This window comes from Paenibacillus dokdonensis (genome assembly GCF_004916975.1).
GTDB lineage: Bacteria > Bacillota > Bacilli > Paenibacillales > Paenibacillaceae > Paenibacillus_AQ > Paenibacillus_AQ dokdonensis.
The window spans coordinates 2535014-2558529 of sequence record NZ_STGQ01000001.1; the positions used below are offsets into that span (position 1 = coordinate 2535014).

Consider the following 23516-nt stretch of genomic DNA (forward strand, 5'->3'; position numbering starts at 1 on the left):
CCAAGTGCCTGCATTGAGATCTATCCAACGTGAAGACCTAAGGAGTCTTAACCGCCGACATTCGTTAAGATAACGGAACAAACCAGGGGGATGATTCCAAAGCAAGATGATATTTAATATGCGATTTCTATTTTGATAATATCGACCAGGAAAACTTGAATTTTAAAGGATATCATTTTATAATTCAAGTGTTCAGTTGAATAAGGAAAGTTGGTGGCAATGATGGAAGAAACTAATTTAGCTATATTATATAAAGAACAATTATTTTTACAATATGCCCGAATCGGGAAATGCTTATCCAGTGAGCGAAGACTAGAAATTTTGAGCTTGCTATCAAACGGACCTAAAGCTGTAGAAACGTTAGCTCATCAGACAGGGATGAGTGTTGCCAATGTTTCACGTCATCTGCAAATTTTATTGGATGCGAATCTTGTCAGATTCACAAAAAAGGGAACGTATGTCATTTACTGTTTAGCCAATCCGGTCGTTGCCGAATTTTTGTCGTCTTTGTGGAAGGTTTCTGAGCATCAGCTTTCGGATATTCCGCGGCTCAAGCAAGACATCGAGCAACATTATAATCGCGTTCAAACCATTTCCAAGAAGGATGTTATGGATCGGATGGAAAAGGGAGAATTGGTTGTATTGGATATTCGCCCAAAAGAAGAGTATGAAACGGCGCATATTGAGGGGGCGTTATCGGTTCCTATGGAAGAACTGGATAATTACCTTGAAGAGTTGCCGCGAGATACCGAAATTGCAGCCTATTGCCGTGGACCGTATTGCGTATATACTACGCAGGCTGTTGAACAGATGCATAAAAAGGGATTCAAAGCCTATAGAATCGCAGAGAGCGTACGGGAATGGCAAACTATTTAAGATATTTTATTAAATCGCAGCCATCAGCTGCGTTTTTTTGATTTTCGATATTGTGATTCTGTTAAGCAAATAGCTTTATCCTCCATGATTTCCTGTACTGATCTTGGAGAGTGAATGTTCCGAATAGCTGATAAAGCGGGCTATCATTCATCCTTCATCAATGGACTCGGTACGGATCATTGTGGCCAGTTCTGGCAAACCCTTGGGAATTGTCCTCCAAGGACTTTTTAAAAGAACCTCATGCCGTAAGGGGTTCAATCAAGACCCATTTTAAAAATAGACTTGACGTAGGAAGATATTCAGTTTTATAATTCAATCAATCAATTGAATATTGTAATAGTTGATTATCCATTCAGAGGAGGAATTTATATGGGTGCAACAGCACTGACAAAAGCAACATTTCAAAACCACATCGAGAAAGGTGTAACATTGATTGACTTCTGGGCGCCTTGGTGCGGGCCATGTAAAATTCAACTTCCGATTGTTCATGAATTGGCTGATGAGTTGAAGGGTCAGGCGACGATCGCTACTGTTAATGTCGATGAACAGACCCAGTTGGCTTCGCAATTTGGTGTAAGAAGTATCCCCACTCTGCTGCTTTTTAAAGACGGCAAGCTGGTAGATCAAATGGTTGGAGTTAACAGAAAAGAGGTTCTTAAAGGAAAAATTTTAAAGCTGGCAAGTAACTAAAGACGTAAAGAAATATATCTGTGGTATCCCGAATTCTCGATCAATTTGCAACGAAACCCTACAGGCATATTGACGGGTCGAAGTCTTGAAAAAATACAAATGCAAGTCGTGTAATTTATGATAGGGGAGAAGTAGTAGTGAAAAATTCAGTAACCGTTGAGGAGAAGGGTCAACACCTGCCAGCCTCCATCGCGGAATATGTAAAATCACCTGAGAAGCAGCGTCAATTGCATGCAAAAACGATGAGGATTGTCATATTTTCACAAATGTTCGGCGGAGCTGGTTTGGCGGCGGGAATTACCGTAGGCGCGTTGATAGCACAAGACATGCTGGGTACAGACAGCTATGCCGGAGTTCCCACGGGGTTGTTTACGTTAGGTTCTGCAGGTGCCGCCCTTTTGGTCGGCCGCCTTTCGCAACGATGGGGACGCCGGGCCGGGCTCGCCACGGGATTTATCACAGGTGGCGTCGGTGCGATTGGAGTGGTTCTCGCGGCGTTATTCAACAGTATACTCTTACTTTTTTTATCGATGCTGGTTTACGGGGCAGGCACAGCAACGAACTTGCAGGCACGTTATGCAGGTACGGATTTGGCATTGCCTAAACAGCGGGCAAAAGCGATAAGCATGGCGATGGTGTTTACAACGTTTGGCGCTGTGGCTGGACCGAATTTGGTTAATCTGACTGGAAGACTAGCTACTTCTATAGGAGCTCCCCCGTTATCAGGCCCTTTTATGTTGGCAGCAGTAGCCTATATTGTAGCCGGACTTGTCCTTCTTGTTTTTTTGCGTCCCGATCCGTTCGTTGTGGCTAAGGCCATAGCTAAAGAACAACTAGACAATGCAGTATCTGATTCTGACCAAGCGAAACTGTCCCTGGCTCACGAAACAACCATGAATAAGAAAGGCATCATTCTCGGCGCTACCGTCATGGTACTTACCCAAATTGTGATGATTGCGATTATGTCCATGACTCCCGTTCACATGCAGCATTATGGTCACAGTTTGGGTAAGGTAGGTATTGTTATCGGTATCCATGTTGCTGCGATGTATCTGCCTTCTCTCATCACCGGTGCTCTTGTCGATAAATTAGGATATACTATAATGTCGTTCGCTTCTGGGATTACGCTGCTATTGGCAGGCTTAATAGCTGCTTATGGGCCTGGTGATTCCATGGGCGTAACGATACTTGCTTTGGCACTTCTTGGTTTGGGCTGGAACTTTGGTTTGATTAGCGGGACCGCAGCTCTTGTTGATGCTACGCCTCTGCAGGTTCGTGCGAAGATACAAGGCACGGTGGATGTTTTAATTGCCTTGGGTGGAGCTGCAGGAGGCACACTGTCGGGCATGGTGGTGGCACACTCCAGCTATACGGCACTCTCTTTGGCCGGAGCTCTCCTGTCAGTGCTGCTTGTACCGGTAGTCCTTTGGTCCCGGAAGAAAGCATATGAGAAACTTATGAAAAAACATACAGGCTAGACGGTGGATAGATCAAGCTTCTACCTTCACGAAAGCTTGATCTATTTAAATACTTGTGTTTCATAACTCAAAGAGAGGGGGATCGGATGAACCACTTACATTTAGAACCGTCCATTAAAGAAAGATTGTATAAGCAATATGCCCGAATTGGATAAGGTTTGTCGAGTGTTTAGCTCTACAGACATACTGCCTTTCGAATCGATGAAGGAATACAGGAGTGGAACTTCGCATGAATAAAAATGTTCCAGTAATTATTGTTGGTGCTGGTTTAAGTGGCTTGCATATAGCATCTTTATTAACAGCACGCGGCTTCAACTGCAGTGTGCTTGAATCCCGAGAACGTATTGGTGGTAGAGTCTTAAGTGAAGAGATTGCAAACAGGCCAAATCTTGGCAGATTCGATCTTGGTCCGACATGGTTCTGGCCACGTTATGAACGTACGATTACCAAGCTCGTTAAAGAGCTCGGTTTAAGAACTTTTGAGCAATATAATGAAGGATTGATGCTTTCGGAACGATCCAGAAATGAGCCTGCACAGCAGTATGCATTGCCAAAAGGAAGCATTGAAAGATCGTTACGTATTATGGGTGGTGTACAATCCCTCATCGACGCAATAGCAGCCACACTTCCCCCAGGAACAATTCATCTCAATACACGTGTGACTTCGATCCGCCAGGAAGGAGACGGAGCTGTCACGCTTAAAACAGAAGGTAAAAGGGACCATATCCGTGCTGGCGCGGTTATACTCACCTTGCCGCCCCGGATGGTCGCGCGTAACATCACTTTTTGGCCGCAGCTACCTCCGGATCTCATGGATAGCATGGTCAATAAACCCACGTGGATGGCAGCTCATGCTAAAGCAATTGCGGTTTACGAACGTCCATTTTGGCGAGAACAAGGGCTTTCGGGCCTCGCTTCAAGCTGGATAGGACCTTTGCAGGAAATCCATGATGCATCCCCTGAATCGGGAGCGGGTGCTCTATTTGGTTTCTTTGGAATACCGGCGAAGACACGCCAAGAACTAGGCGAGGATAAAGTCCTTAATCTGGTTGTGGAACAGTTGACTCGACTTTTCGGTCCGGCTGCAGAAAATGTGAGCGCCGTTCTCTATAAGGATTGGTCCAGAGATCCAGACACAACGGTAGATGAAGATGCTGAGCCGCTTGGCGATTACCCTAGCTATGGACCGCTTGTGGGTGTGGAGAGTTGGGGAAAGAAGATCATATTTGCAGGGACAGAAACTGCAAGTGAACAGGGTGAGCATCTTGAAGGTGCGCTACAATCAGCCGAAAGGGCCGTATCGGAACTTATGGAGCTTTATAAAACACATGAATGACATGCGTCTCATCCCTGGTACGGTTAATGTCGAATCATCGGAAGCAGATCTTGGTCCGTTGGGATTAACGAAAATTACTTTTGACCATAATTCAATCAATCAATTGAATACTGAAGTTGAATGCGAAATTGGAGGACTTAAACATGTATAAATCCGTTATCGTAGGAACAGGTCCTGCAGGACTGACTGCAGCTATTTACTTGGCCCGCGCCAATATGAACCCGCTTGTCATTGAAGGTCCAGAACCTGGCGGACAATTAACCACAACGACGGAAATCGAAAATTTTCCCGGATTTCCGGAAGGAATTATGGGTCCTGAGTTGATGGATAATATACGAAAACAAGCCGAACGTTTTGGAGCAGAATTTTACACGGGTTGGGTAAATAAAGTGGATTTGTCCGATCGTCCGTTTAAATTGCAGGTCGAAGGAAAAGGTGAAATTGCCACCGAAACACTCATTATTTCTACCGGTGCAAGTGCCAAATACTTGGGGATTCCAAACGAACAAGAGAATATCGGCCGCGGTGTAAGCACATGTGCCACATGTGACGGTTTCTTCTTTCGGAATAAAGAATTGATTGTTGTCGGTGGTGGTGACACTGCGCTCGAAGAGGCGAACTTTTTGACTCGTTTCGCATCCAAAGTCACCCTGGTCCACCGACGCGACGAGCTGCGAGCTTCGAAAATCATGCAAGACCGTGCGCGCGCTAACCCCAAAATTGAGTGGGCTCTGAACAAGACACCGCTTGAAGTCATCGCCAGCGACCGTGGGGTAACCGGATTGAAGGTTCAAAACAATATCACAGGTAAAGAAGAAGTGTTTGATACCAATGGGGTGTTTGTAGCAATCGGACATCATCCGAATACCGATTTTCTGGAAGGGCAAATCATGACAGATGCGAATGGTTATATTATCACAACCTCAGGTTCTTCAGAGACCACGATTTCAGGTGTGTTCGCTTGTGGAGATGTACAAGATAGTCGATATCGTCAAGCCATTACGGCGGCGGGAAGCGGGGCAATGGCGGCCATGGATAGTGAAAAGTTCATGGAATCTCACGAGCATTAATCGTACTAAAGAATATGTTTGCACTTTATATCCTAATTGTGGCTGTTGTTCTCATTTTCCGTATTCGTCAAGCTGGGCCAGTTCATTCCCCATGTATAAAAACGAACCTCAGCGATAATTGATTGTAATCATGCATGATTATTTTGCTAAACGAAGTTTACAAGGCGATATGATCGAATACCAGAATTCAAATTAAAACCAAGCCTAAATGAACCTCAGCTCTCGAGAATGGTACTACTGTCATTAAGCTAACGGACAGTTTTGTTAAATAAGTTGTAAATTTAATCTTTCAAAGTAAGAGCATTTCTTTGTAATGAGAAATGCTCTTTATTTTTTTCTTGAAATGATGTTTAATTAACAATAATAATTCAATGCAAAACGATATTATTTTATTGTTAATCGATATATTACGTGTTAAAGTTATTGTATAATTAAATTAGCGAGGTGCTCTTAATGAACCGGGGAACCACATTCTTTTTGAAGATGGCTGTAATTCTTATTGGAATCCCAATTCTTGCTTTGTGCATATTTTTAGTGCCTAAGATCGGGAATTTTGCTGGAGAATTGTATCCGGATATTGCTTATATGAAATCTCTCGTTTTAATCGATATGTATGCGGCAGCGGTACCTTTTTACTTTGCTCTGTATCAAGCTTTTAAACTTTTAAGCTATATTGATAAGAACCAATCGTTTTCGGAATTATCCGTAAAGGCTTTAAAGAATATAAAATACTGTGCCATCGCAATCAGTACCTTGTACCTGCTGGGTATGCCACTCTACTATCTCATGGCTGAGAAAATTGACCCTCCAAGTTTCATACCAATCGGATTGACCATTATTTTCGCCTCTATGGTGATCGCCGTTTTTGCTGCTGTTCTCCAAAGTCTTCTACAAGAAGCTATTAATATAAAATCAGAAAATGATTTAACGATCTGAGGTGAATATTATGGCGATTATCATCAATATTGATGTGATGTTAGCAAAACGGAAAATGAGCGTAACGGAGCTTGCGGAGAGGGTTGGAATTACTATGGCGAATCTGTCTATTCTGAAAAATGGGAAAGCAAAAGCGGTTCGTTTTTCAACATTAGAAGCGATATGTAAGGCTTTAGATTGTCAGCCAGGTGATATTTTGGAGTATAAAAGCGGCGAAGACACTAAATAAAAACAAACAACAAATGTAATTAACTAACGGGGCAGGATAGTTCAATCGTTTCTCGAATTTTATCTGAGTAGGATAATTTTTTGAACTTTGTGAATATAACGTTATCTGAAAGATACGAATCTTATATGTAAAGGGTGATTCGTTTGAAGCAAGGAATCATTGTGTTGATGAACGGAACTTCAAGTGCCGGAAAGACGATTATTTCTATGGAACTGATCAATCAGAAAGAGATTCTTTTTCATCATTTATCCATAGATGATTTTCTCCATAATTTCAATGAATTTATTGATAAAAAATTTCCGAATATTAAACCTACACGAAATGTAGATGATCATGTTGTCGCACAGATCATTTTTGATCCCATAGCCTCAATGTTCTATTCAACAGTTAAATTGTTTTCAGAAATGGGTTTGAATGTAATAGTAGATACCGTAATCGAAAATGACAAGTGGTTTAATGATTGTCTTGATGTATTTTCTGATCAGCCCACATTATTTATAGGTGTAATATGCTCGAAAGAAGAACTCATAAGAAGAGAGCAAATAAGAGGAGATCGACAGATTGGACTGGCAAGTTCCCAGTACGACAAAGTATATTGCTTTAATGAATATGACCTTGAAGTAAATACTGAAGAGCTGAATCCAACAGAATGTGCCGAAAAGATATTAAGTTTTATTAAGTCCGATAAGGATTACTCGGCATTTAAGAAATTAAGAAAAAGAAATATTAGTGGTTCCATAGAAGGCGTATCCATCAGATAACATAAAGAATTATTTAATCATAATTACTCAGAATGTAGAAATAAACACTTTTTCTCATAATTTCTTCTTCTCGGCCGTACGATTGTACGGTCTTTTTTTGTTTTAACGAGTCATTCGAAAATATGGTAATATTTCGGAGAGAGGTGAAATATGATGAGCAGATTTATGAAGCCCCTGACTTCCCCAATCCATTTCTATTCAGCAATGTTGGATGAGCTCCCTGTGGCCGTTTTTATGGGTCGAGAGATGATCGGCAGTGGGAAGATCGTTCAAATAACAGATTTCGTTGTGAAAATAGGTGACGAGTTCTATGTGCGCGAAAACTGCACTTTTAAATATGCGAGCTAAACTATAAATCTTGTAGAGACTGGATCGCGAAGGAGCCTTGCCTTGGATCAGATCCTCATTTTCACCTGAGCACGACTCCTTGGCATCAATTAACAAAAGTCTTATCATCTCCGGGGACTAAAACTCGACGAGACGATAATGATGCGTACAGAAGCAAAATTCACGAGATAACATCCTTTCTATTATAAGTGATACAATAGCGTAACATATTATTATGGGCCCAAATAATTAATCCCTTTACTTAAACGATGATCGAGGCGTATAATCCGTTAAGACATCGGAGTGAGAAGAGGGAAATTGATTATGAACAGCGGGTTGGTTAATGCTATTATCGCGTATATCATGTGGGGGGTTCTCCCGCTTTATTGGAAGTTGTTTAACGATGTGCCCGCAGGAGAGATTCTGTCACATCGGGTTGTCTGGTCGTTCGTCTTCATGGGTATTCTCGTCGCCGTCCAGCGTCGCTGGGGTGACATGAAGAGGATTGCGGCTAGCCGCTCGCTCCTGCTGTCGCTCACCGCTAGCGGACTGCTGATCGCTGCTAATTGGCTCATCTTCATCTGGGCTGTCAACAACGACCATGTCGTCGAGACAAGTCTCGGCTATTATTTGAACCCATTGTTGAACGTGCTGCTTGCGGTTGTCTTTCTACGTGAGAAGCCAAACCGTGGCCAATGGCTCGCGATTGCCATCGCCGGCGCCGCGGTGCTCATTATCGCCATCGACTACGGACGGTTCCCATGGATCTCAATTTCACTGGCCGCGACGTTTGGCTTGTACGGCCTCGCGAAGAAGAAGATCGGACAAGACGCTTCTGTAGGCTTGCTGTCGGAGACGGCTGTTGTCCTGCCCGTTGCGCTCGGCTACTGGATCTATTTGGCCGCCGTGGGAAAGACGACGGCATGGACGCTACCTGTGTCCACGTTCGTCGAACTGCTTCTTTCCGGCGTGGTAACAGCGCTACCGCTGCTTTTCTTTGCACGAGCGGCCGCCCGGATGGCGCTGTCCACGCTCGGTTTCGTACAATACATCGGGCCGACGATCATGCTGATACTGAGCGTATTCGTGTTCAAGGAATCGGTATCGCCGGTTCTTCTCATCGGCTTCGCGCTCATCTGGATAGCGCTTGTCGTATACGCTGCGGCATCGGTTCGCGGCATGAAACTCGCGAAAACGCGCTGACGGCAAATACATCCGCCCGGTACCGTCATAACAGCCATTCCGTCCCCTGGGGAGGAAATGGCTGTTTTCTATTTGTGATTAAGCTTACGATCAGTTATCCGAAGTTGAATAACATATTCAAGCTAATAACGTTTTATCATTTGAGATCAAAAGGAGGGGTTATATGAAAGAGCGATTTTTTGAAATTATTGGAACAATTTTTGTAATCTTCTCTGGTGTTCTGCATACCTTGGAACGATGTGCAAACTTTGTTGCTAGTGGGCTATCTGCACAAGGATTGGCGGTTTTTGCTGGTGATGGAAGTGTGAGTAAGCCCTGGGTGGACCCCAAAGATAATGTTTTTGTTATCCCTTTTCTCGTAATTGGAATTGTTGCGTTTTTGTATGGATTCGTTAGAAATTTTATTAAGCCTGGTCATTAAGCTAACGGGAAACGATAGCCGAATCCTAGTGATAATTTATAAAGCGACAGAGGAGGTGCCGATTTGGAGGAAAGACGATGGGGTATTGTCAAATGGTTCAAAGAAGATAAAGGGTATGGGCGGATAATGTTAGACGGTCAGGACGGTAACCATGTATTTGTTCACTTTAGCGATATACTACCAGACCCAATTAGGTTACCAAACGGTTTTCGTTTTCTTAAAGAGGGTCAAAAAGTTGCATTCGACCTATTCGATTTTCCGAGCATAGCGGATTCCCAGCGAAGGACAGCTAAGAATGTGCAAATTTTAGAAGATTGAAGGTATCGTTACGTACTTCATGAATGTATGGATTCTCGGTATTCGTTTAGCTAACTCTTTCTAGTTATAAACCATCTACCAGTAATAGCAACTGGGTAGAGACTGAAGCCGTGTTGTTTCACCTGACTCGTTCGGTCTCGGTAAGACAGGATCTAAGCCCAGAGAAACGTCTTGTTCGTAAAGAAATGCTTTGCGGTCGAACGTAAACAACCATCTCTTCCGTTCTCGTAACAAGCTGCGATGTGAGAATCTTGATCATTATGGGATGAGACTACATAACCCTGTTTCTTTACTCATTGGGTGGAGTTTTCAACCAATTGTATTCCATTATTTGTAATGAGGTGTTATACTCCAAGTGAAAAGTTCGAAAGGAGACGAATATGAAAAAAAAGAAGTTGCTGGTTGGCTTTGTGGGAATTCTAATATTGTCTTGCGGTATAAGTATTGGTGCTTTAGCGAGCTCGTCCCTTCAGGAAATTAAGGCTTATCTAAATGGCAGCTTGAAGATCAGGGTAAACGGAAACATTGAGCAATTAAAAGATGGAAATGGGCAACAGGTATTACCAATCACCTATAACGGCACAACTTTTCTACCTGTCCGCTCTGTTTCTGACGTTCTTGGTATACCGGTTACATACGACAATAAAGCCAATGAAGTCATTTTAGGCGAACAATCGGGAGAAACGCCGATCTCCAAAGATACACCAATTAAAAACGAGGACTTTGATGATACACTATATTCCAAAGATCCTACTCAAACAACAATCAATGGCAAAAATTATGGTGAAGTCTTGTTTAGCCCACCAGGTGAAAACTTTAATTATGTAGCCTTCACCCCTAATGGCAAATACAAAAAACTTTATCTGCAATTCGCAGCCGTTAAGGAAAAGATCCTTGGCCTTGAGATAAAGGAATTGGAGAAGAACGCTCTGTTAAAGAAAGTGGGAGAGATCAAAACAGAAGATGGTATACAAACAATTGAGGTTGATATCACTGGTGTAAAAACGATAACTATTGATGTAGATAAAAAGCAAGAAGCTGGCTATGTTATCCCGCTCACGACTTCATATTATAAATGATGCAAAACGATATTATGGTGAAAGAAAGCCACGATTCATCGGATGGAACTGACCCCGTAATGTGAGACGGATTAGAACACCTTCAAGTGAAAGAAACCATGTCGTAAGATGTGGAGGACAACTTGAAGGTGTTTTTGTGTTATTAATTGGGACAGATGTCGAGGGATAAAAACATGATCCGATTACCGATTTGATGATGATCTAAACAGATCCATATTTATAGAGATAACATTGAGAATAAAGAATTTGTCCATTCGGGTAGCTTCTGCAGCCATTTCTTTTGGGATCATAAAATTAAGTGAAAATAAAGTTGTAAACTGACCTCAGTGTTAAGTTAAACGGGCAGGATAGTTGAAGATCAAACGCGGTGAGCCGTACGACAGGTAAAGTCGAAAAATTTTGTTATGGGGAACTTGCGAGAGTGCTGAAAGGTATGTGGATAGTGTGGATTTTGAGCTTCTAAATTACCCCTAGAAAAGGGGTTTAAAATCAGATCACTATATGATATATGTCTGAAAAAATACTCGAATCGGGATTAGTGCCACTTGGTACCAAATGTATTATTCCCAGACAATACTGTAATTAGGGAAACTTTAGATTAACGTTAAGCGTCTAAATAATATAACCGTTTGTAGAAGGAGAAGAGGGCTTAAATTTAAAAAGAAGTTTGCGAGTGTTACTTCCAATTTTAGGGGCGTTAGTCCAACGGTTCATATAAATTAATCTTTGAGCAACCGGCATGTCGAATCTTGGAACATTGAGAATTTTCGTGCTGATGGAATGAATCCTTTATTTAATATAGTCACGCGCACGGGTGGAACAGATGCCGATGTTAGAGAATCGAGCATTCTTCCATAGGATGTCCTTTTCGAAACTTGCCGTTACAACGCGGAGAACCTTACCATAAATAACGGCAAGCTTTTTGGAGCTAAACGAGTAGCAGCTGATAAGCGCAATGAGGGCGCGAATGTTCTCTGCTTTGATATATAAGCTACCTATAAACATAATACAGTCATCAGGGAGAATGGTTATCATGAAGAAACGTACTGCTGTAAGCTTATTTATTTTTATTTTTGTCCTAAGTTTGGTCCTTCCAGGACAAGCTTTGATGGAAGCATTTAGCCAAGAACCGGTTATTAAAGATGGAAATCTCGAACAAGCGATTCATTCGTGGTTAGGTAAAAAAGACGATGAACCTCTTACGAAAGCGGATTTAGAATCTCTCACCGCGGTTTCTCTATCGGGCAAAGGAATCAAAGATCTGCAGGGATTAGAGTATGCCGTCAATATCACGGAACTCAACTTAGACAATAATGAAATTACTGATCTTACACCGCTAAAGAAACTTTCAAAGATCCGTGATCTCAGCCTCAAAGCAAATCAAATCTCATCCATTGAGGAATTGTCAGCACTGAAAGAGATGAAGTATCTGGAGGTAAGCTGGAATCAGATCTCATCCTTGGATGTAGTGAAACAATTGCCCCGTCTAATCGAGTTGGACGCCGATCACAATCAAATTTCGAATGTTCAAGCGCTCTCTAGTTCCTCATCGTTAAAGTATTTGAAAATGAGCGACAATGCGATCGAAGATATGGCTTCCCTCGGCAGCATGAGAGGCCTGACATATCTTGATCTATCCAACAATAAAATCAAGGATTATTCGCCGCTGCGGAAGCTGTCCAAAAGCCTGACGTATCTGGGGATTAACGGAGATCAGGTTACGGATCTGAAGATGCTGGAGGGATTCAACAATCTCGGAGGTCTCTCTGCTAACAACAATAACATCGAGAGTCTTGCCCCTTTAGCGAAATTAACGAACTTGACTACATTAGATCTATCTTCCAACAAGATTAAAGATTTAGAACCGTTACAACATTTGAACAAGCTGGATACACTCTACTTGGATAACAACCGAGTGTGGAATTTGGAACCGTTAAGAAATCTGAGATCCCTAAACATCCTCTATTTGAACAACAACCGGGTGTGGAATTTGGAGCCGATTCAAAATAATAGCTATGATTTTCATTGGGATACGGGGGCGGAACGATACGGACTGCAGTTGAACGATAACTACTTGGACTTAAACCAGGGAACCCAAACGTATAAAATATTCAAAAAGTTGAATGCAGATCCTTATGGAATTAGGTCTCAGCGTAAGACTCAACGCTTGATGATCGGCAGCAAGACAGCCTATTTGGGCGACAGCATCTACAACATCACTGCAGCGCCATTCATTCAGACAGGTCGTACCTACGTGCCTATTCGTTTCATTTCCGAGAAGCTGGGGGCAAGTGTAAGTTGGAACCAGAGTGCGAAAGAGCTAACGATTCAAAAAGACGGTAAAACGATTCGTTGGCGTGTAGGGAATAAGCAGGTTAAGGTAAACCAGCAAATCGTGATGTCGGGCGCTCCTTTACTGCTGAAAAATAATAGCACTTTCGTTCCTGTACGCTTTGTGTCGGAGCAGCTGAATACTTCCGTTGAATATTTGGGCAGCAAAAAAATGGTTATCATATTTGAGAACTAGACGGGAAAACAGAATTCATTATTAATGCTAGGACGCATCTAAGGGAACTTGCTTGGGTTGCGTCCTTTTTAAAAACTTGCCTTATTTCAGACAGCCCGGGGAACCTTATCATAAGTAGGGTGAAATTTTGTACAGGATTCGGAGTAACAGAGGATTCTCTATTTCAATTTAAAAAGAAAAACATTTCTTATAATCAAAAGGCACTTGTGTATCACGTAACGTGATACGGTAAAATGATTTAAGAGGTGGTAAAAATGAATAATATTATAAAAATGCTATCATCAAACAAAGACTTTAGAATGGTTATTGCTGATACACATCAAATTTCAGAAAAAGCATTAAGTGAATTTACAGGAACTCATTGCATACGTAAGTTTTTGGAGCAGATCATTACAAATTGTACGCTATTATCTGCTATAAATGATTTTAATGCAAAAATAAGTTTTTCTTTTCGTCTTTCTCAAGGAGTCTCTATTTTTTGTCAAATCACAGATTCAAAATTTAGTATTGAGTATAAGGATATACTCAATGAATTTGATGGAGCTGTAGCTGATTTATTTGACAATAAATCTGTCGTGTCAATAACAACAGGGAATTGGGAAACAGGATTACACACAGGGACAGTTGAGGCGTATATGGATAGTGCCGTTATGCTATTTTCTCATTTTACAGTACAGAGCGAACAGCTTCCAAGTCATTTCATAATGGCAGGAGATAATTCTTCAAGGGGGCTTTTGATGCAACCCTTACCATTTGCTGATGATAAATTAATTTCTAAAAGTGCTTATGAATTGATATATCTATCAAAGGAGTTAGAACAAACGAATTGGGATAATGTTGCGAATATGTATAGTCATTTGGCAAATGTAATATCAGAAAACAAGATAGAATAGAGTGTATAACTATGGAACAATATATAAAAATTAAAGAGCTTTCTGAATTGACAGGTATAAGTGTACGAACATTACAATACTATGATGAAATAAAACTACTCACCCCAGCATATATCAATGAGAATGGTCATCGATTTTATGACTCAGATTCTTTTTCGAAAATTTTCGTGATCATTTCACTTAAAAATATGGGGATGAGTTTAAATAACATTAATCAATATATAAATAATAATGATTTTGATATTCGGCTTTTTGTTAAAGAAGAAAAACGTAGGATTGAGACAGCAATTACAGATTTACAATTACGTTTAATGCGATTGTCCATTCTTGATGAGCATGTTAGCGAAAAACAGGATATAACCCCTTATATTCTTCCGTTTTTTTCACAAATAACAAATGATACTGAAATTTCAAAATTACAGATTAAAGACTTGGAACAGAAAAAAGATACTAATTTTAGCTTCAATATAAAAAGTTGGAACGAATTTATAAAAGAATTAAATTTCTGCTTAAAGCATAAATTGTCTTCAAAAGACAAGAAAACAATTAAATGTATTCAATATTGGAAGGAGAACATTCTTGAGGCAAATCAAGTATCCGATGATACGATTAAATTTGCAGAAGAATTTTATCAAAAAAATCCCACAAATACTTTTGGAATTACAGAGGATAATTATAAATATTTAGTCGGATTGATTAATGAATATGATAACAATCAATAAATTAAACATGGATTTCAACAATTATAATCAACATTTTCCCTTAATTATTGACGTAGTAGATTAGTTTAAGATCATTCGCGGTGAACCTTATCATAAATAAAGGCAAGTAAATCGCCCTAGCCGAATGACGACCTATGTGATTTGGTTTTTTTTGTATAACCAAGTTGACTTTGTGTAAAGTCTGGCATACATTATGTTTAGTAGGATTGACATTTATGAAGGCGGTGTCGTATATGACTTATCAAGAAAAGAAGAGCATCGTATCGTTAATCAGTTCCATACTCATTTTTGCAGCTTATTGCTTGTATAAGTACCCGCAGTATCCTGAAGGGGTAATGGAATCAAAGGAAATCTTCCATTACTGGGGGTCCTTCGTCCTCGTTTTGACATTGGTCTCCATTGCAGCGCATATCGTAATCAGCATTATTTTTAATATCTTCTTTCGAATGACGACAGGTGAAAAGGAACCTTCATTCGCAGATGAACTTGATAAGCTTATTGACTTGAAAGCTTTCCGCAATTCTTTTTTCGTGTTTATACTTGGCTTTCTTCTTGCCATGGGATCCTTGAACTTCAATCAGCCCTCGAAGGTGATGTTCATCATCCTAATCCTCTCCGGATTCCTATCTGACGTAACCGGATCCCTAACGAGACTGTATCACTACAAGAAAGGAGTCTAAGATGAGTAAAAGTCTTGTCGGCAATTATATCCGCAAATTACGCTTTGACCATAATGAAATGACCCAGCAGCAGCTGGCTGACAAGGTAGGTGTAACCAGACAGACAATCGTTGCCCTTGAAAAGGGGAATTACTCCCCGTCCCTGGAATTGGCTTTTCGTATTTCTCATGCCTTTAAATTACCGTTGGAAGAGGTATTCTTTTACGGTGAAAACTCAGAGGAGAGATGATGAAATGGATTTCTCAACGAAGACAGCATCAAAAATTATAGGTGTTCTGTTTATCCTTGCGGCCGTTACATCAATTATAGGAGCGCTTATCTTATATAAACCAATCCTAAATGATCCCGATTACCTGATTCAAGGTTCCGCACACGCTAACGAGGTAGTGCTTGGTGCGATTATGGAATTGATACTTGTCATTTCGGCGGTAGGCACTGCAACCACCATGTTTCCTTTTTTACGGAAATTTAATAAAACGATTGCTCTTTGGCATGTTTGTTTCCGGTTTTTGGAGGCCATTGTTATTACGATAGGGGTCATCAGCGTACTGTCCCTGTTGGCCTTAAGCAGGGACTATGTAGCAGCGGGGGCCCCGGATATCGCGTCCTATCAGGTTTCGGGTACGTTGCTAAAAGCCGTGCATGACTACACATTTTTACTTGGACCTAATTTTTTTCTAGGGATTAATACGGTGTTGTATAGTTATATCTTTTATAAATCAAAGCTTGTACCCAGGTTCATCCCCATATTGGGTTTAACAGGGTCAGCATTGATCTTTCTTGCAGCCTTATTAGAAATGTTCGGGGTCATTGAGCAAGTCTCTGCTTGGGGGGCGATCTTGGCGCTTCCGATATTCGCTAATGAAATGGCCCTTGCGGTGTGGCTCATCGCGAAAGGGTTTAATGAATCTGCAGTCCATTCAAGCAAACACAAGAATGGAATCAAGGAGGGGTAAGGATGAGAGCAGTTGTATATGCCCAATACGGATCGCCCGATGTTCTTCAACTGAAGGAGGTAGAAAAACCTACACCCAAGGACAATGAAATACTGATCAGAGTATATGCGACAACGGTAACAGCGGGGGACTGGCGCATGCGAAAGGCCGACCCATTCCTTTCAAGACTGTACAATGGTCTCTTAAGGCCCCGAAAAGTAACGATATTGGGGTTTGAGTTAGCCGGGGAAGTTGAAGCCATAGGCAAAGATGTAACACGATTTAAGATCGGTGATCAAGTATTTGCGTCTTGTGGTTTTGGCTTCGGTGCATATGCCGAGTACAAATGTTTGCCTGAAGATGGATTGGTAGTCATCAAACCGGTCAATGTGAGCTATGAGGAGGCTGCCGCTGTTCCCATCGGGGGAATAAGCGCGTTGAATTTTCTTGGGAAGGGGAATATCACGAACGGAATGAAGGTACTTATTTATGGAGCCTCTGGAAGTGTGGGTACGTATGCGGTGCAGATTGCCAAATATTACGGGGCAGATGTAACAGGGGTATGCAGTACCGCCAATCTTGAGATGGTGAGATCTTTAGGAGCCGATCGGGCTATAGATTATACGAAACAGGATTTCACGAAGCTTGGAGAAAGCTATGATCTAATCTTTGATGCCGTTGGGAAACAGATATCGAAAATCAATAAATCGACATTTAAAAAAGCACTTCGTACGAACGGAAAATATGTGAGTGTGCATATGTCACAAAAGCCTCGCGTTGAAAACCTCATCTTCCTTCAAGAGCTGCTTGAGGCCGGTAAAATTAAACCAGTCATCGATAGACGCTATTCGTTGGAACAAATTCCCGATGCCCATCGCTATGTCGAACAAAAACATAAGAAGGGGAATGTCGTCGTAACTGTGAGATAAACTTACCGTAATTGACAGCGCGGGGAACTGTACCATAAATAACGGCAAGACTGGGATAATACATTATTCCAGACCGCCTTACGGGGCATTCTTTTTTACGAATAGATAGATGCAACCATGATGGGCTTCGTCTTTAATGATTGAAGAATAGCAGAAGAAACATTTGACTGGGGGGCTAGCTATGCAACCTCCCCAAACATCTGCAACATCACCCATCTCCGAATTATGGATTTATCAAGCTACGGTTTAGCACTTCGAACCCCTATCCCAACTTCGAAGGATGCCAATCAAGGAGTCCTTCGATTTCGCTCTATCGATGATACGGAGAACCTGACACAAGTAACGATCAGACGACGATGGTGTACTTGGCAGGAAACTTTTGCTTGCGAGAAGCAAAAGCCCCCTCCGCTGCTTTCGCGGAAGGGGCCTTGCTTAACTAAAGGTAACAATGGCAGAGAGTATGAGCGACGTGGCTCCTCATTTCTTATTGAAATAACGGGCGAGAATCCCTTTTGAGCTATTTCAACAGGCCCCATTTATGCCGCTCTGAATGTTGCTTTTTCTACTGTTCCTTCATAAGATCAAAGTATTCAGAAATCCGCATCGAGTCGCTTCCATATGACGGATACTCTTACTCAGTCGATCTCAATGGGATAAGAAGGGATCACCCTTCAGGGAATATCTTGTCCAAAAGGGAGTGAGCAGCAAAATTGACGGCAGCAGTTTAGTATGCATCAAAAGTGATACTCGCTAATGCCGTTTGTCCAGGAACAATACATACGGATTGGGTTGGAAGAGTCACAGATAAATATAAAGAGGTTTTGTTCGAGCCGAACGGATCGGATGAGGATGTGCTTCTGAGAGAGGGCGCTGCTGGAAAATTATCTGGAAAGCGGTCAGTAGGATGCCTTCCGTCAGGTGGTCACGATATTTTCGATTAAAAAATTAAGCAGCTACTTAAATTATGAATGAAAGAAGGTATAGAAGATGATACGAGAAATTAAAGAGCAATTCACTGAAGAGATCCTTACCGAAGCAATAAAGCGATATGACCTTAATCAAGACACTGTTCGTTCATTGGGCGGTTATGAAAGCTTTGTTTATGAATACCAGAAAAACAACGCATTTTTCATATTAAAAATCTCACATACAATTAGAAGATCAAGAAATAATATACTGGGTGAACTTGAATTTTTAAATTTTTTGTCGAATAAAGGACTGGCAGTTTCAAATGCTGTTCCATCGACCAGAGGTAATATGGTTGAAGAAATTGCTGCAGAAAATGGTTCGTTCCTAGCCATTTCATACGAAATGGCTCTTGGAAAAGAAGTGTCTGATGAAGATTGGAATGAATCGCTTTACGAAAAATGGGGCGAATTTATGGGGAAAATCCATCATGCCACAAAGGGTTATGAATGGAGTAATCCGGCGTTTAAACGACAAGCCTGGGACCAAGAAGTTCAATTAAAGGCGGAGAAGTACCTGCGACCTGATGATGTAATGATTTCAGTTTTAAAAGAAAGATTAACAAAGCTTACTTCTCTGCCCAAGTCCAAAGATACATACGGTTTGACTCATACTGATTTTCATCAAAGTAATTTTTATCTGCATAACGGAGACATTTATTTGTTCGATTTTGATGATTGCGGTTATACGTATTTCGTAAACGATATTGGAATTACATTGTATTATGCACTTTCTTATCCATTTAAGGAATTTGAAAATAAAACGGAATATTATAAATTGTTTTTTCGTCATTTTATAAAAGGATATCTAAAGGAAAATACAATCCAAGAAGAAGAAATAGAATATTTACAAGAGTCTATTAAACTTCGTCATGCATTGCTGTATATTTATTTTCATCAAGCAAACGATGTGTCAAATTTGGACGAAGAATCAATGAACAGGTTAAAAGAGATTCAACAAATAGCCGCTTCTGATGACCCTATGCTGCCGATTGATTTTGTTCAAGAATTTAAAAGCATTTATAATAGTACTCATTAACCTGGGAGCATCGCATTTTACTAAAGTAGGGGTAGGGGCTGACTCAACACAGCCGGCTCATAGGGGCCGGCTGTGTGTTTTTTTAACTTATATTTTTTTCGATAAAAAATGGTGTTATTTAGTGTATGGACACTAAATTTGTCTAATGACACAATGCTGAACTAAAACGGGTTTCCGACTCACAGGGCCGGGCAGCCGGGCAACGCAGCGCATTCCGGCTTTCAAGGCCGATAAGGTCTTGGAAGCCGGTTGGCAGGACGCAAACGATTCATAGCTAAGGTTACGGCTTATTTGTTTGGGTAGACTACGGCAACGGCTTTAAGACTTCGTATGCCATATGTCACAGACGACCGTTCAGGTCAGGGATGTTGTTCACGCAGGGGATGTGGTCGGCATGTGTGGTTCAACAGGCAAAAGCACCGGCTTGGATTTGCATTTTGAAATCTTTGTTAACGGGCGGCGCGGGGATCTCGCCAGAAAGACGAACGATTAATAACAAAGCAGCTCCAGACATTTCTGCCCGGAGCTCCTCGACCGATACTTTTTTCGTTTTTTGTCAAGAACGGATCAGGTCATCCATAGTGGACACCACTCTTCCGATGTTCCATAACAATCAGTGTTAAAGTGTTATTGAGAAATCGAGTCTTTTAAAAAATCCGTAAAACTCACTGAGGATCTGCCAATCAGGTTTTCCAAAACGGGATTAGTTTTCGAGAAATCTCCCTGTCGACTTGCCTGAAACATACCCGTAAGCATACCGACCATCGCTTCCGGCAGTCCTCTGGACATCAAGTGGTTCCGATATTCATCATCCGACACGACAATTCGCCGGATCGGTCGCTCCAAGACCTTGGAAGTAATAGATGCGATTCTATCCATGTCAATTGCTTCGGAAGCCGTCAGGTGAGGAGTTATACCGTCATATCTCTGCTCTGTCAGGATTACCGCTGTGGCTTCAGCCAGGTCGGAATGGGTAGTCCAGGCAACAGGACCATCTTCCGGAGCAATCAATTCCCCTGTTTTCAAGGCATCACCCATCCACATCATCGCTGATGAGGCATAAAAGCCGTTTCGCAGCGACGTGAAAGCCATTCCTGAAGATTTTAGCATCTCTTCTGTTGCAGCATGGACATTCATGGGAGGGAAATGCGACGTTGCCGATGAGAACATTTGGCTAGTGTACAGCAGTCGATTAACACCAGCTTTCTTTGCTGAATCGATTGCGGTTTGATGCTGACGAACAGCAACTTCTCCCAAGGAATGGGACGAGATAATAAGAACTTTAGACGCTTCTTCAAAGGCGTGAATAAGACTTTCAGAATCATCGAAATTTCCTTGCCGAACACGAACTCCGCGTTCTTTTAGATCCTGTACCGAGTTCACATCACGGACACTTACACCAATATCCTCGGCAGGAACACGCTTGAGAAGTTCCTCTACGACCTTCCGACCTAATTTTCCATTCGCTCCTGTAACAACAATCATTTCTGCACTCATCCTTTCGTTTGCAATTCAGATAGAGATTTTCTTGTCATACGATTTTCTTTGTGCAATCATATTCGTATAAGTGCATGTTCAAAAAGTCGCGGAATCAAACACAAACAGTTCAAGTCGTTTATTTTAAAACCTACGAAGCGCACGTTTCCGGGTACGCGAGCAAGAGCAAGATTTAAAAAAACAACGCAGAAGTGTGCAATGGATTTTCAGTGACTTTTTGAACAACATTCTAGCACCAACCTCCTAAGTAAAAGATAAAAGGATGAGCCCGTGCTAACAACCTGCAAAAAGCTGTTTTTGTTGTGTTCCCAACATTTATGTCCTTTTGTCTGTTATTAGAGTTCAAGAGAAAGAGGGGGTAAAATGTCGGTAAATCCCGAGGATCCGCGTGTTAAAAGAACCCGTCAATTGTTCGTGCAGGCTTTTAACGATTTGGTTGAGAAAAAGAGAAACGTCTATTCCATTTCTGTGCACGATATCACGAATCAAGCAACCATAAATCGAACAACGTTTTATGCACATTTTCAGGATAAATATAATTTCCTTAAATATTGGATGACGGAAAAGTTCCAAATGAATATAAGGGATAGACTGCCGGAAGAAACAAGATGCAATGCGGACAATTTGCGAATCCTTATTCAAACCATATTCGATTTTCTTTTGCGGTTTCAACAATGTAGTACGCCAGGAGACAAGCAGTTTGAAGCGATGTTTGAAAATACCATGCATCAGGATCTTCATCAACTCCTGCTTAAACGGATAAATGAAGTGGACACACAGAGCTTTTCGCATGAAAAATTGGAAGCTATGGCACTCGTTATCAGTTGGAGCATATTCGGATCGGTCTTGCAGTTGAGCCGGAACCCTCAAGATCGCTCAGTAGAAACGAAGTTTGAAGAAGTCATTGAAGTTATATCGGTCAATTTGGCCCCTTTTTGGGAGCAAACAACCAGCTAAAGACACGCCTCGTTGACCCAGCGTCTTGATGCTTCAGCAGAGAACATTACATTAGCTGATTTCGATTGTCCCTAGGCAAGAAACGAGTCGTAAGGACGAAGCAAGAAGTGAATATCACCGGCGCGCGGAAATGCCCAGCGAAACTAACGGGCGGTTTGTATAAATACTAATTTTTTATTAAAATATAAATATACCAATTTTGCCCATATATACCACAACTTCGGAAGGAGAGTTCGAATGATGAAAAGTCGATGGATAATGGGAGTTGGGTGCTACCTTCGTGTCTGGTGCTAGCCCCCTGCGACGACAACAAGAACAGGCAGAAACGCAGAGCATAGCAGCGGCGCTGAATACATCTGAGCCAACGGCGGCAATGGACTCGCCTTCACATCGTCATATCCGGCCAATCCGGCAAGAATGATGAACAGGAACAGAAGCCGCCGGATTAAATTCTAGAAAGGCAATGATAGATCGTTTTATGGTGAACTAATCATCATTTATCTTAATTGGAAAAGAGGTTTTGAATCAATGAATAGTAATATTATTTGGGGGATAGTATTATTAGCGCTGAGTTTGTTTCTTAAGCCATTATTGGCGATTGTGGGACTGAATGAAAGGTTGTTCGGATTGCACTGGCAAGGTGAAACGGTGTTTTCATTGAGTCCATTCTTAGTTCAGATTATTCTAGCAGTAATTGGGATTATCATGCTTATCATCGGCGGTATGCGAGCTGCAAAGCAGAAGAATAAATAGTTGAAAGGATAGAGAACACAACAATTGATCTTGCTACAATATTGAACATTTATAACTTATTACATATCAGAAATGGAGGTTAAATGAATGAATAATAAATCAGCTTTGAATTATGGTCAGACAGCAGAAGAAATACTAAAATATAAAGAATTCGATGAACAACGCCTTCTTGAGCCAATAAGTGAAGGTAAGTGGTCAGTCAAGGAAATCATAGGACATTTATATTACTGGGATAAGTTCATTGTAGGGAATCATGTCCCATGTATGAATGAGGGTGCAAACATGAATGCTTTCCCTAATCATGACTTACATAATAGAGAAGCCATCGAATACATAAGTGTTTTTACTACAACAGGTTCTCTAATAGATGAGTTTGTCCTAAATAGAAGATTATTAATTGAGGCGATATCTGGCATCGACAATAATGCTAAGTTCACAATAGGTTCTGGAAAACGTCAATTTACAGTTGATAAATATTTGAAGATATTCATTGACCACGACATCCATCACCTTAAACAAATGAATGAAAGACTAGGCTAACGGGCAATTTAGTTTATTTTCAGACAACAAAAACATATACACTTAATAGCTGCGTAACAGCGGCTTTTTGTGCTCTAACGATATATGTTCTTGTCAAAATACAAAAGGGAATACTTTTAGAGGTCCAGAAGAACTGAAAGAAATATACGAGGATAACCGTGAGAAGATAGGCACTTTATCTAAGGTAGATGGAGGTATTTGCACAATTGACTCTTCTTGTCCTACTAAAATCTTGATTCGTCTATATATTTATTATTCATTTGTCTACTGTTGTTGCTTAAAAAGAATAAGCTTGTACAATATACCTATAACTTATAGAAAGTGAGTGATCTTTTATGATAGTCAGATCTGTTTT

The 23516-nt window shown here is 41.2% G+C and carries 25 protein-coding genes; 24 read left to right on the plus strand and 1 reads right to left on the minus strand.

The window, feature by feature from the left end; genetic code table 11:
• The first annotated feature begins 219 nt into the window (after positions 1 to 219).
• The 21 genes from E6W40_RS11700 (at position 220) to E6W40_RS11805 (ending at position 19907) form a co-directional block, all read left to right on the plus strand.
• Complete coding sequence (locus E6W40_RS11700; protein WP_168928897.1) at positions 220 to 876, plus strand: ArsR/SmtB family transcription factor; 657 nt, start codon at positions 220 to 222, stop codon at positions 874 to 876.
• Positions 877 to 1245: 369 nt separating this feature from the next.
• The gene (gene trxA / locus E6W40_RS11705) at positions 1246 to 1566 is read left to right on the plus strand and encodes a thioredoxin (protein ID WP_136605622.1); all 321 of its coding nucleotides are present in this window, start codon (positions 1246 to 1248) and stop codon (positions 1564 to 1566) included.
• A 137-nt stretch (positions 1567 to 1703) separates the two neighbouring features.
• The gene (locus E6W40_RS11710) at positions 1704 to 3044 is read left to right on the plus strand and encodes an MFS transporter (RefSeq protein WP_246072971.1); all 1341 of its coding nucleotides are present in this window, start codon (positions 1704 to 1706) and stop codon (positions 3042 to 3044) included.
• Positions 3045 to 3273: 229 nt separating this feature from the next.
• Complete coding sequence (locus E6W40_RS11715) at positions 3274 to 4380, plus strand: flavin monoamine oxidase family protein (protein WP_211146998.1); 1107 nt, start codon at positions 3274 to 3276, stop codon at positions 4378 to 4380.
• 143 nt (positions 4381 to 4523) lie between these two features.
• On the plus strand, positions 4524 to 5450 hold the full coding sequence (trxB, locus tag E6W40_RS11720; protein ID WP_136605624.1) for a thioredoxin-disulfide reductase: 927 nt from the start codon (positions 4524 to 4526) through the stop codon (positions 5448 to 5450).
• A 453-nt stretch (positions 5451 to 5903) separates the two neighbouring features.
• On the plus strand, positions 5904 to 6386 hold the full coding sequence (locus E6W40_RS11725; RefSeq protein WP_136605625.1) for a DUF2975 domain-containing protein: 483 nt from the start codon (positions 5904 to 5906) through the stop codon (positions 6384 to 6386).
• A 10-nt stretch (positions 6387 to 6396) separates the two neighbouring features.
• A complete protein-coding gene (locus E6W40_RS11730; RefSeq protein ID WP_136605626.1) occupies positions 6397 to 6615 on the plus strand; it encodes a helix-turn-helix domain-containing protein in 219 nt (72 codons plus the stop codon).
• A 143-nt stretch (positions 6616 to 6758) separates the two neighbouring features.
• Positions 6759 to 7376 (plus strand): chloramphenicol phosphotransferase CPT family protein, encoded by a 618-nt coding sequence (locus tag E6W40_RS11735; protein WP_136605627.1) that lies wholly within the window; start codon positions 6759 to 6761, stop codon positions 7374 to 7376.
• A 651-nt stretch (positions 7377 to 8027) separates the two neighbouring features.
• Positions 8028 to 8906, plus strand: coding sequence for an EamA family transporter RarD (gene rarD / locus E6W40_RS11745; protein WP_136605628.1), 879 nt, complete (start codon positions 8028 to 8030; stop codon positions 8904 to 8906).
• Positions 8907 to 9069: 163 nt separating this feature from the next.
• Positions 9070 to 9327 (plus strand): hypothetical protein, encoded by a 258-nt coding sequence (locus E6W40_RS11750; RefSeq protein WP_136605629.1) that lies wholly within the window; start codon positions 9070 to 9072, stop codon positions 9325 to 9327.
• A gap of 63 nt (positions 9328 to 9390) precedes the next feature.
• On the plus strand, positions 9391 to 9645 hold the full coding sequence (locus tag E6W40_RS11755) for a cold-shock protein (protein ID WP_281281452.1): 255 nt from the start codon (positions 9391 to 9393) through the stop codon (positions 9643 to 9645).
• A 380-nt stretch (positions 9646 to 10025) separates the two neighbouring features.
• Complete coding sequence (locus E6W40_RS11760; protein ID WP_136605630.1) at positions 10026 to 10724, plus strand: stalk domain-containing protein; 699 nt, start codon at positions 10026 to 10028, stop codon at positions 10722 to 10724.
• A 1033-nt stretch (positions 10725 to 11757) separates the two neighbouring features.
• Positions 11758 to 13251 carry a leucine-rich repeat domain-containing protein gene (locus E6W40_RS11765; RefSeq protein WP_136605631.1) on the plus strand — a complete coding sequence of 498 codons (1494 nt, stop codon included), beginning with the start codon at positions 11758 to 11760 and terminating at the stop codon, positions 13249 to 13251.
• 254 nt (positions 13252 to 13505) lie between these two features.
• A complete protein-coding gene (locus tag E6W40_RS11770; protein ID WP_136605632.1) occupies positions 13506 to 14144 on the plus strand; it encodes an Hsp33 family molecular chaperone HslO in 639 nt (212 codons plus the stop codon).
• Positions 14145 to 14155: 11 nt separating this feature from the next.
• Positions 14156 to 14866 (plus strand): MerR family transcriptional regulator, encoded by a 711-nt coding sequence (locus E6W40_RS11775; RefSeq protein ID WP_136605633.1) that lies wholly within the window; start codon positions 14156 to 14158, stop codon positions 14864 to 14866.
• Between the two features lie 233 nt (positions 14867 to 15099).
• Positions 15100 to 15546, plus strand: a complete 447-nt coding sequence (locus tag E6W40_RS11780) for a hypothetical protein (RefSeq protein ID WP_136605634.1) — start codon at positions 15100 to 15102, stop codon at positions 15544 to 15546.
• Between the two features lies 1 nt (position 15547).
• Positions 15548 to 15775 (plus strand): helix-turn-helix transcriptional regulator, encoded by a 228-nt coding sequence (locus E6W40_RS11785; protein WP_136605635.1) that lies wholly within the window; start codon positions 15548 to 15550, stop codon positions 15773 to 15775.
• Positions 15776 to 15779: 4 nt separating this feature from the next.
• Positions 15780 to 16502 carry a DUF4386 domain-containing protein gene (locus E6W40_RS11790; RefSeq protein ID WP_136605636.1) on the plus strand — a complete coding sequence of 241 codons (723 nt, stop codon included), beginning with the start codon at positions 15780 to 15782 and terminating at the stop codon, positions 16500 to 16502.
• 2 nt (positions 16503 to 16504) lie between these two features.
• Positions 16505 to 17410 (plus strand): NAD(P)-dependent alcohol dehydrogenase, encoded by a 906-nt coding sequence (locus E6W40_RS11795; protein WP_136605637.1) that lies wholly within the window; start codon positions 16505 to 16507, stop codon positions 17408 to 17410.
• Positions 17411 to 18397: 987 nt separating this feature from the next.
• Positions 18398 to 19414 carry a phosphotransferase enzyme family protein gene (locus E6W40_RS11800; RefSeq protein WP_136605638.1) on the plus strand — a complete coding sequence of 339 codons (1017 nt, stop codon included), beginning with the start codon at positions 18398 to 18400 and terminating at the stop codon, positions 19412 to 19414.
• Between the two features lie 337 nt (positions 19415 to 19751).
• The gene (locus E6W40_RS11805; RefSeq protein WP_136605639.1) at positions 19752 to 19907 is read left to right on the plus strand and encodes a M23 family metallopeptidase; all 156 of its coding nucleotides are present in this window, start codon (positions 19752 to 19754) and stop codon (positions 19905 to 19907) included.
• A gap of 134 nt (positions 19908 to 20041) precedes the next feature.
• Here E6W40_RS11805 and E6W40_RS11810 read toward each other — a convergent pair whose 3' ends face one another.
• Positions 20042 to 20899, minus strand: coding sequence for an SDR family oxidoreductase (locus E6W40_RS11810; RefSeq protein WP_136606957.1), 858 nt, complete (start codon positions 20897 to 20899; stop codon positions 20042 to 20044).
• A 375-nt stretch (positions 20900 to 21274) separates the two neighbouring features.
• Here E6W40_RS11810 and E6W40_RS11815 point away from each other — a divergent pair, with 375 nt between their 5' ends.
• The 3 genes from E6W40_RS11815 (at position 21275) to E6W40_RS11825 (ending at position 23161) form a co-directional block, all read left to right on the plus strand.
• A complete protein-coding gene (locus E6W40_RS11815; RefSeq protein ID WP_136605640.1) occupies positions 21275 to 21868 on the plus strand; it encodes a TetR/AcrR family transcriptional regulator in 594 nt (197 codons plus the stop codon).
• A gap of 528 nt (positions 21869 to 22396) precedes the next feature.
• Positions 22397 to 22621, plus strand: coding sequence for a hypothetical protein (locus tag E6W40_RS11820; protein WP_136605641.1), 225 nt, complete (start codon positions 22397 to 22399; stop codon positions 22619 to 22621).
• An 87-nt stretch (positions 22622 to 22708) separates the two neighbouring features.
• On the plus strand, positions 22709 to 23161 hold the full coding sequence (locus E6W40_RS11825; protein ID WP_136605642.1) for a DinB family protein: 453 nt from the start codon (positions 22709 to 22711) through the stop codon (positions 23159 to 23161).
• Positions 23162 to 23516 lie beyond the last annotated feature (355 nt).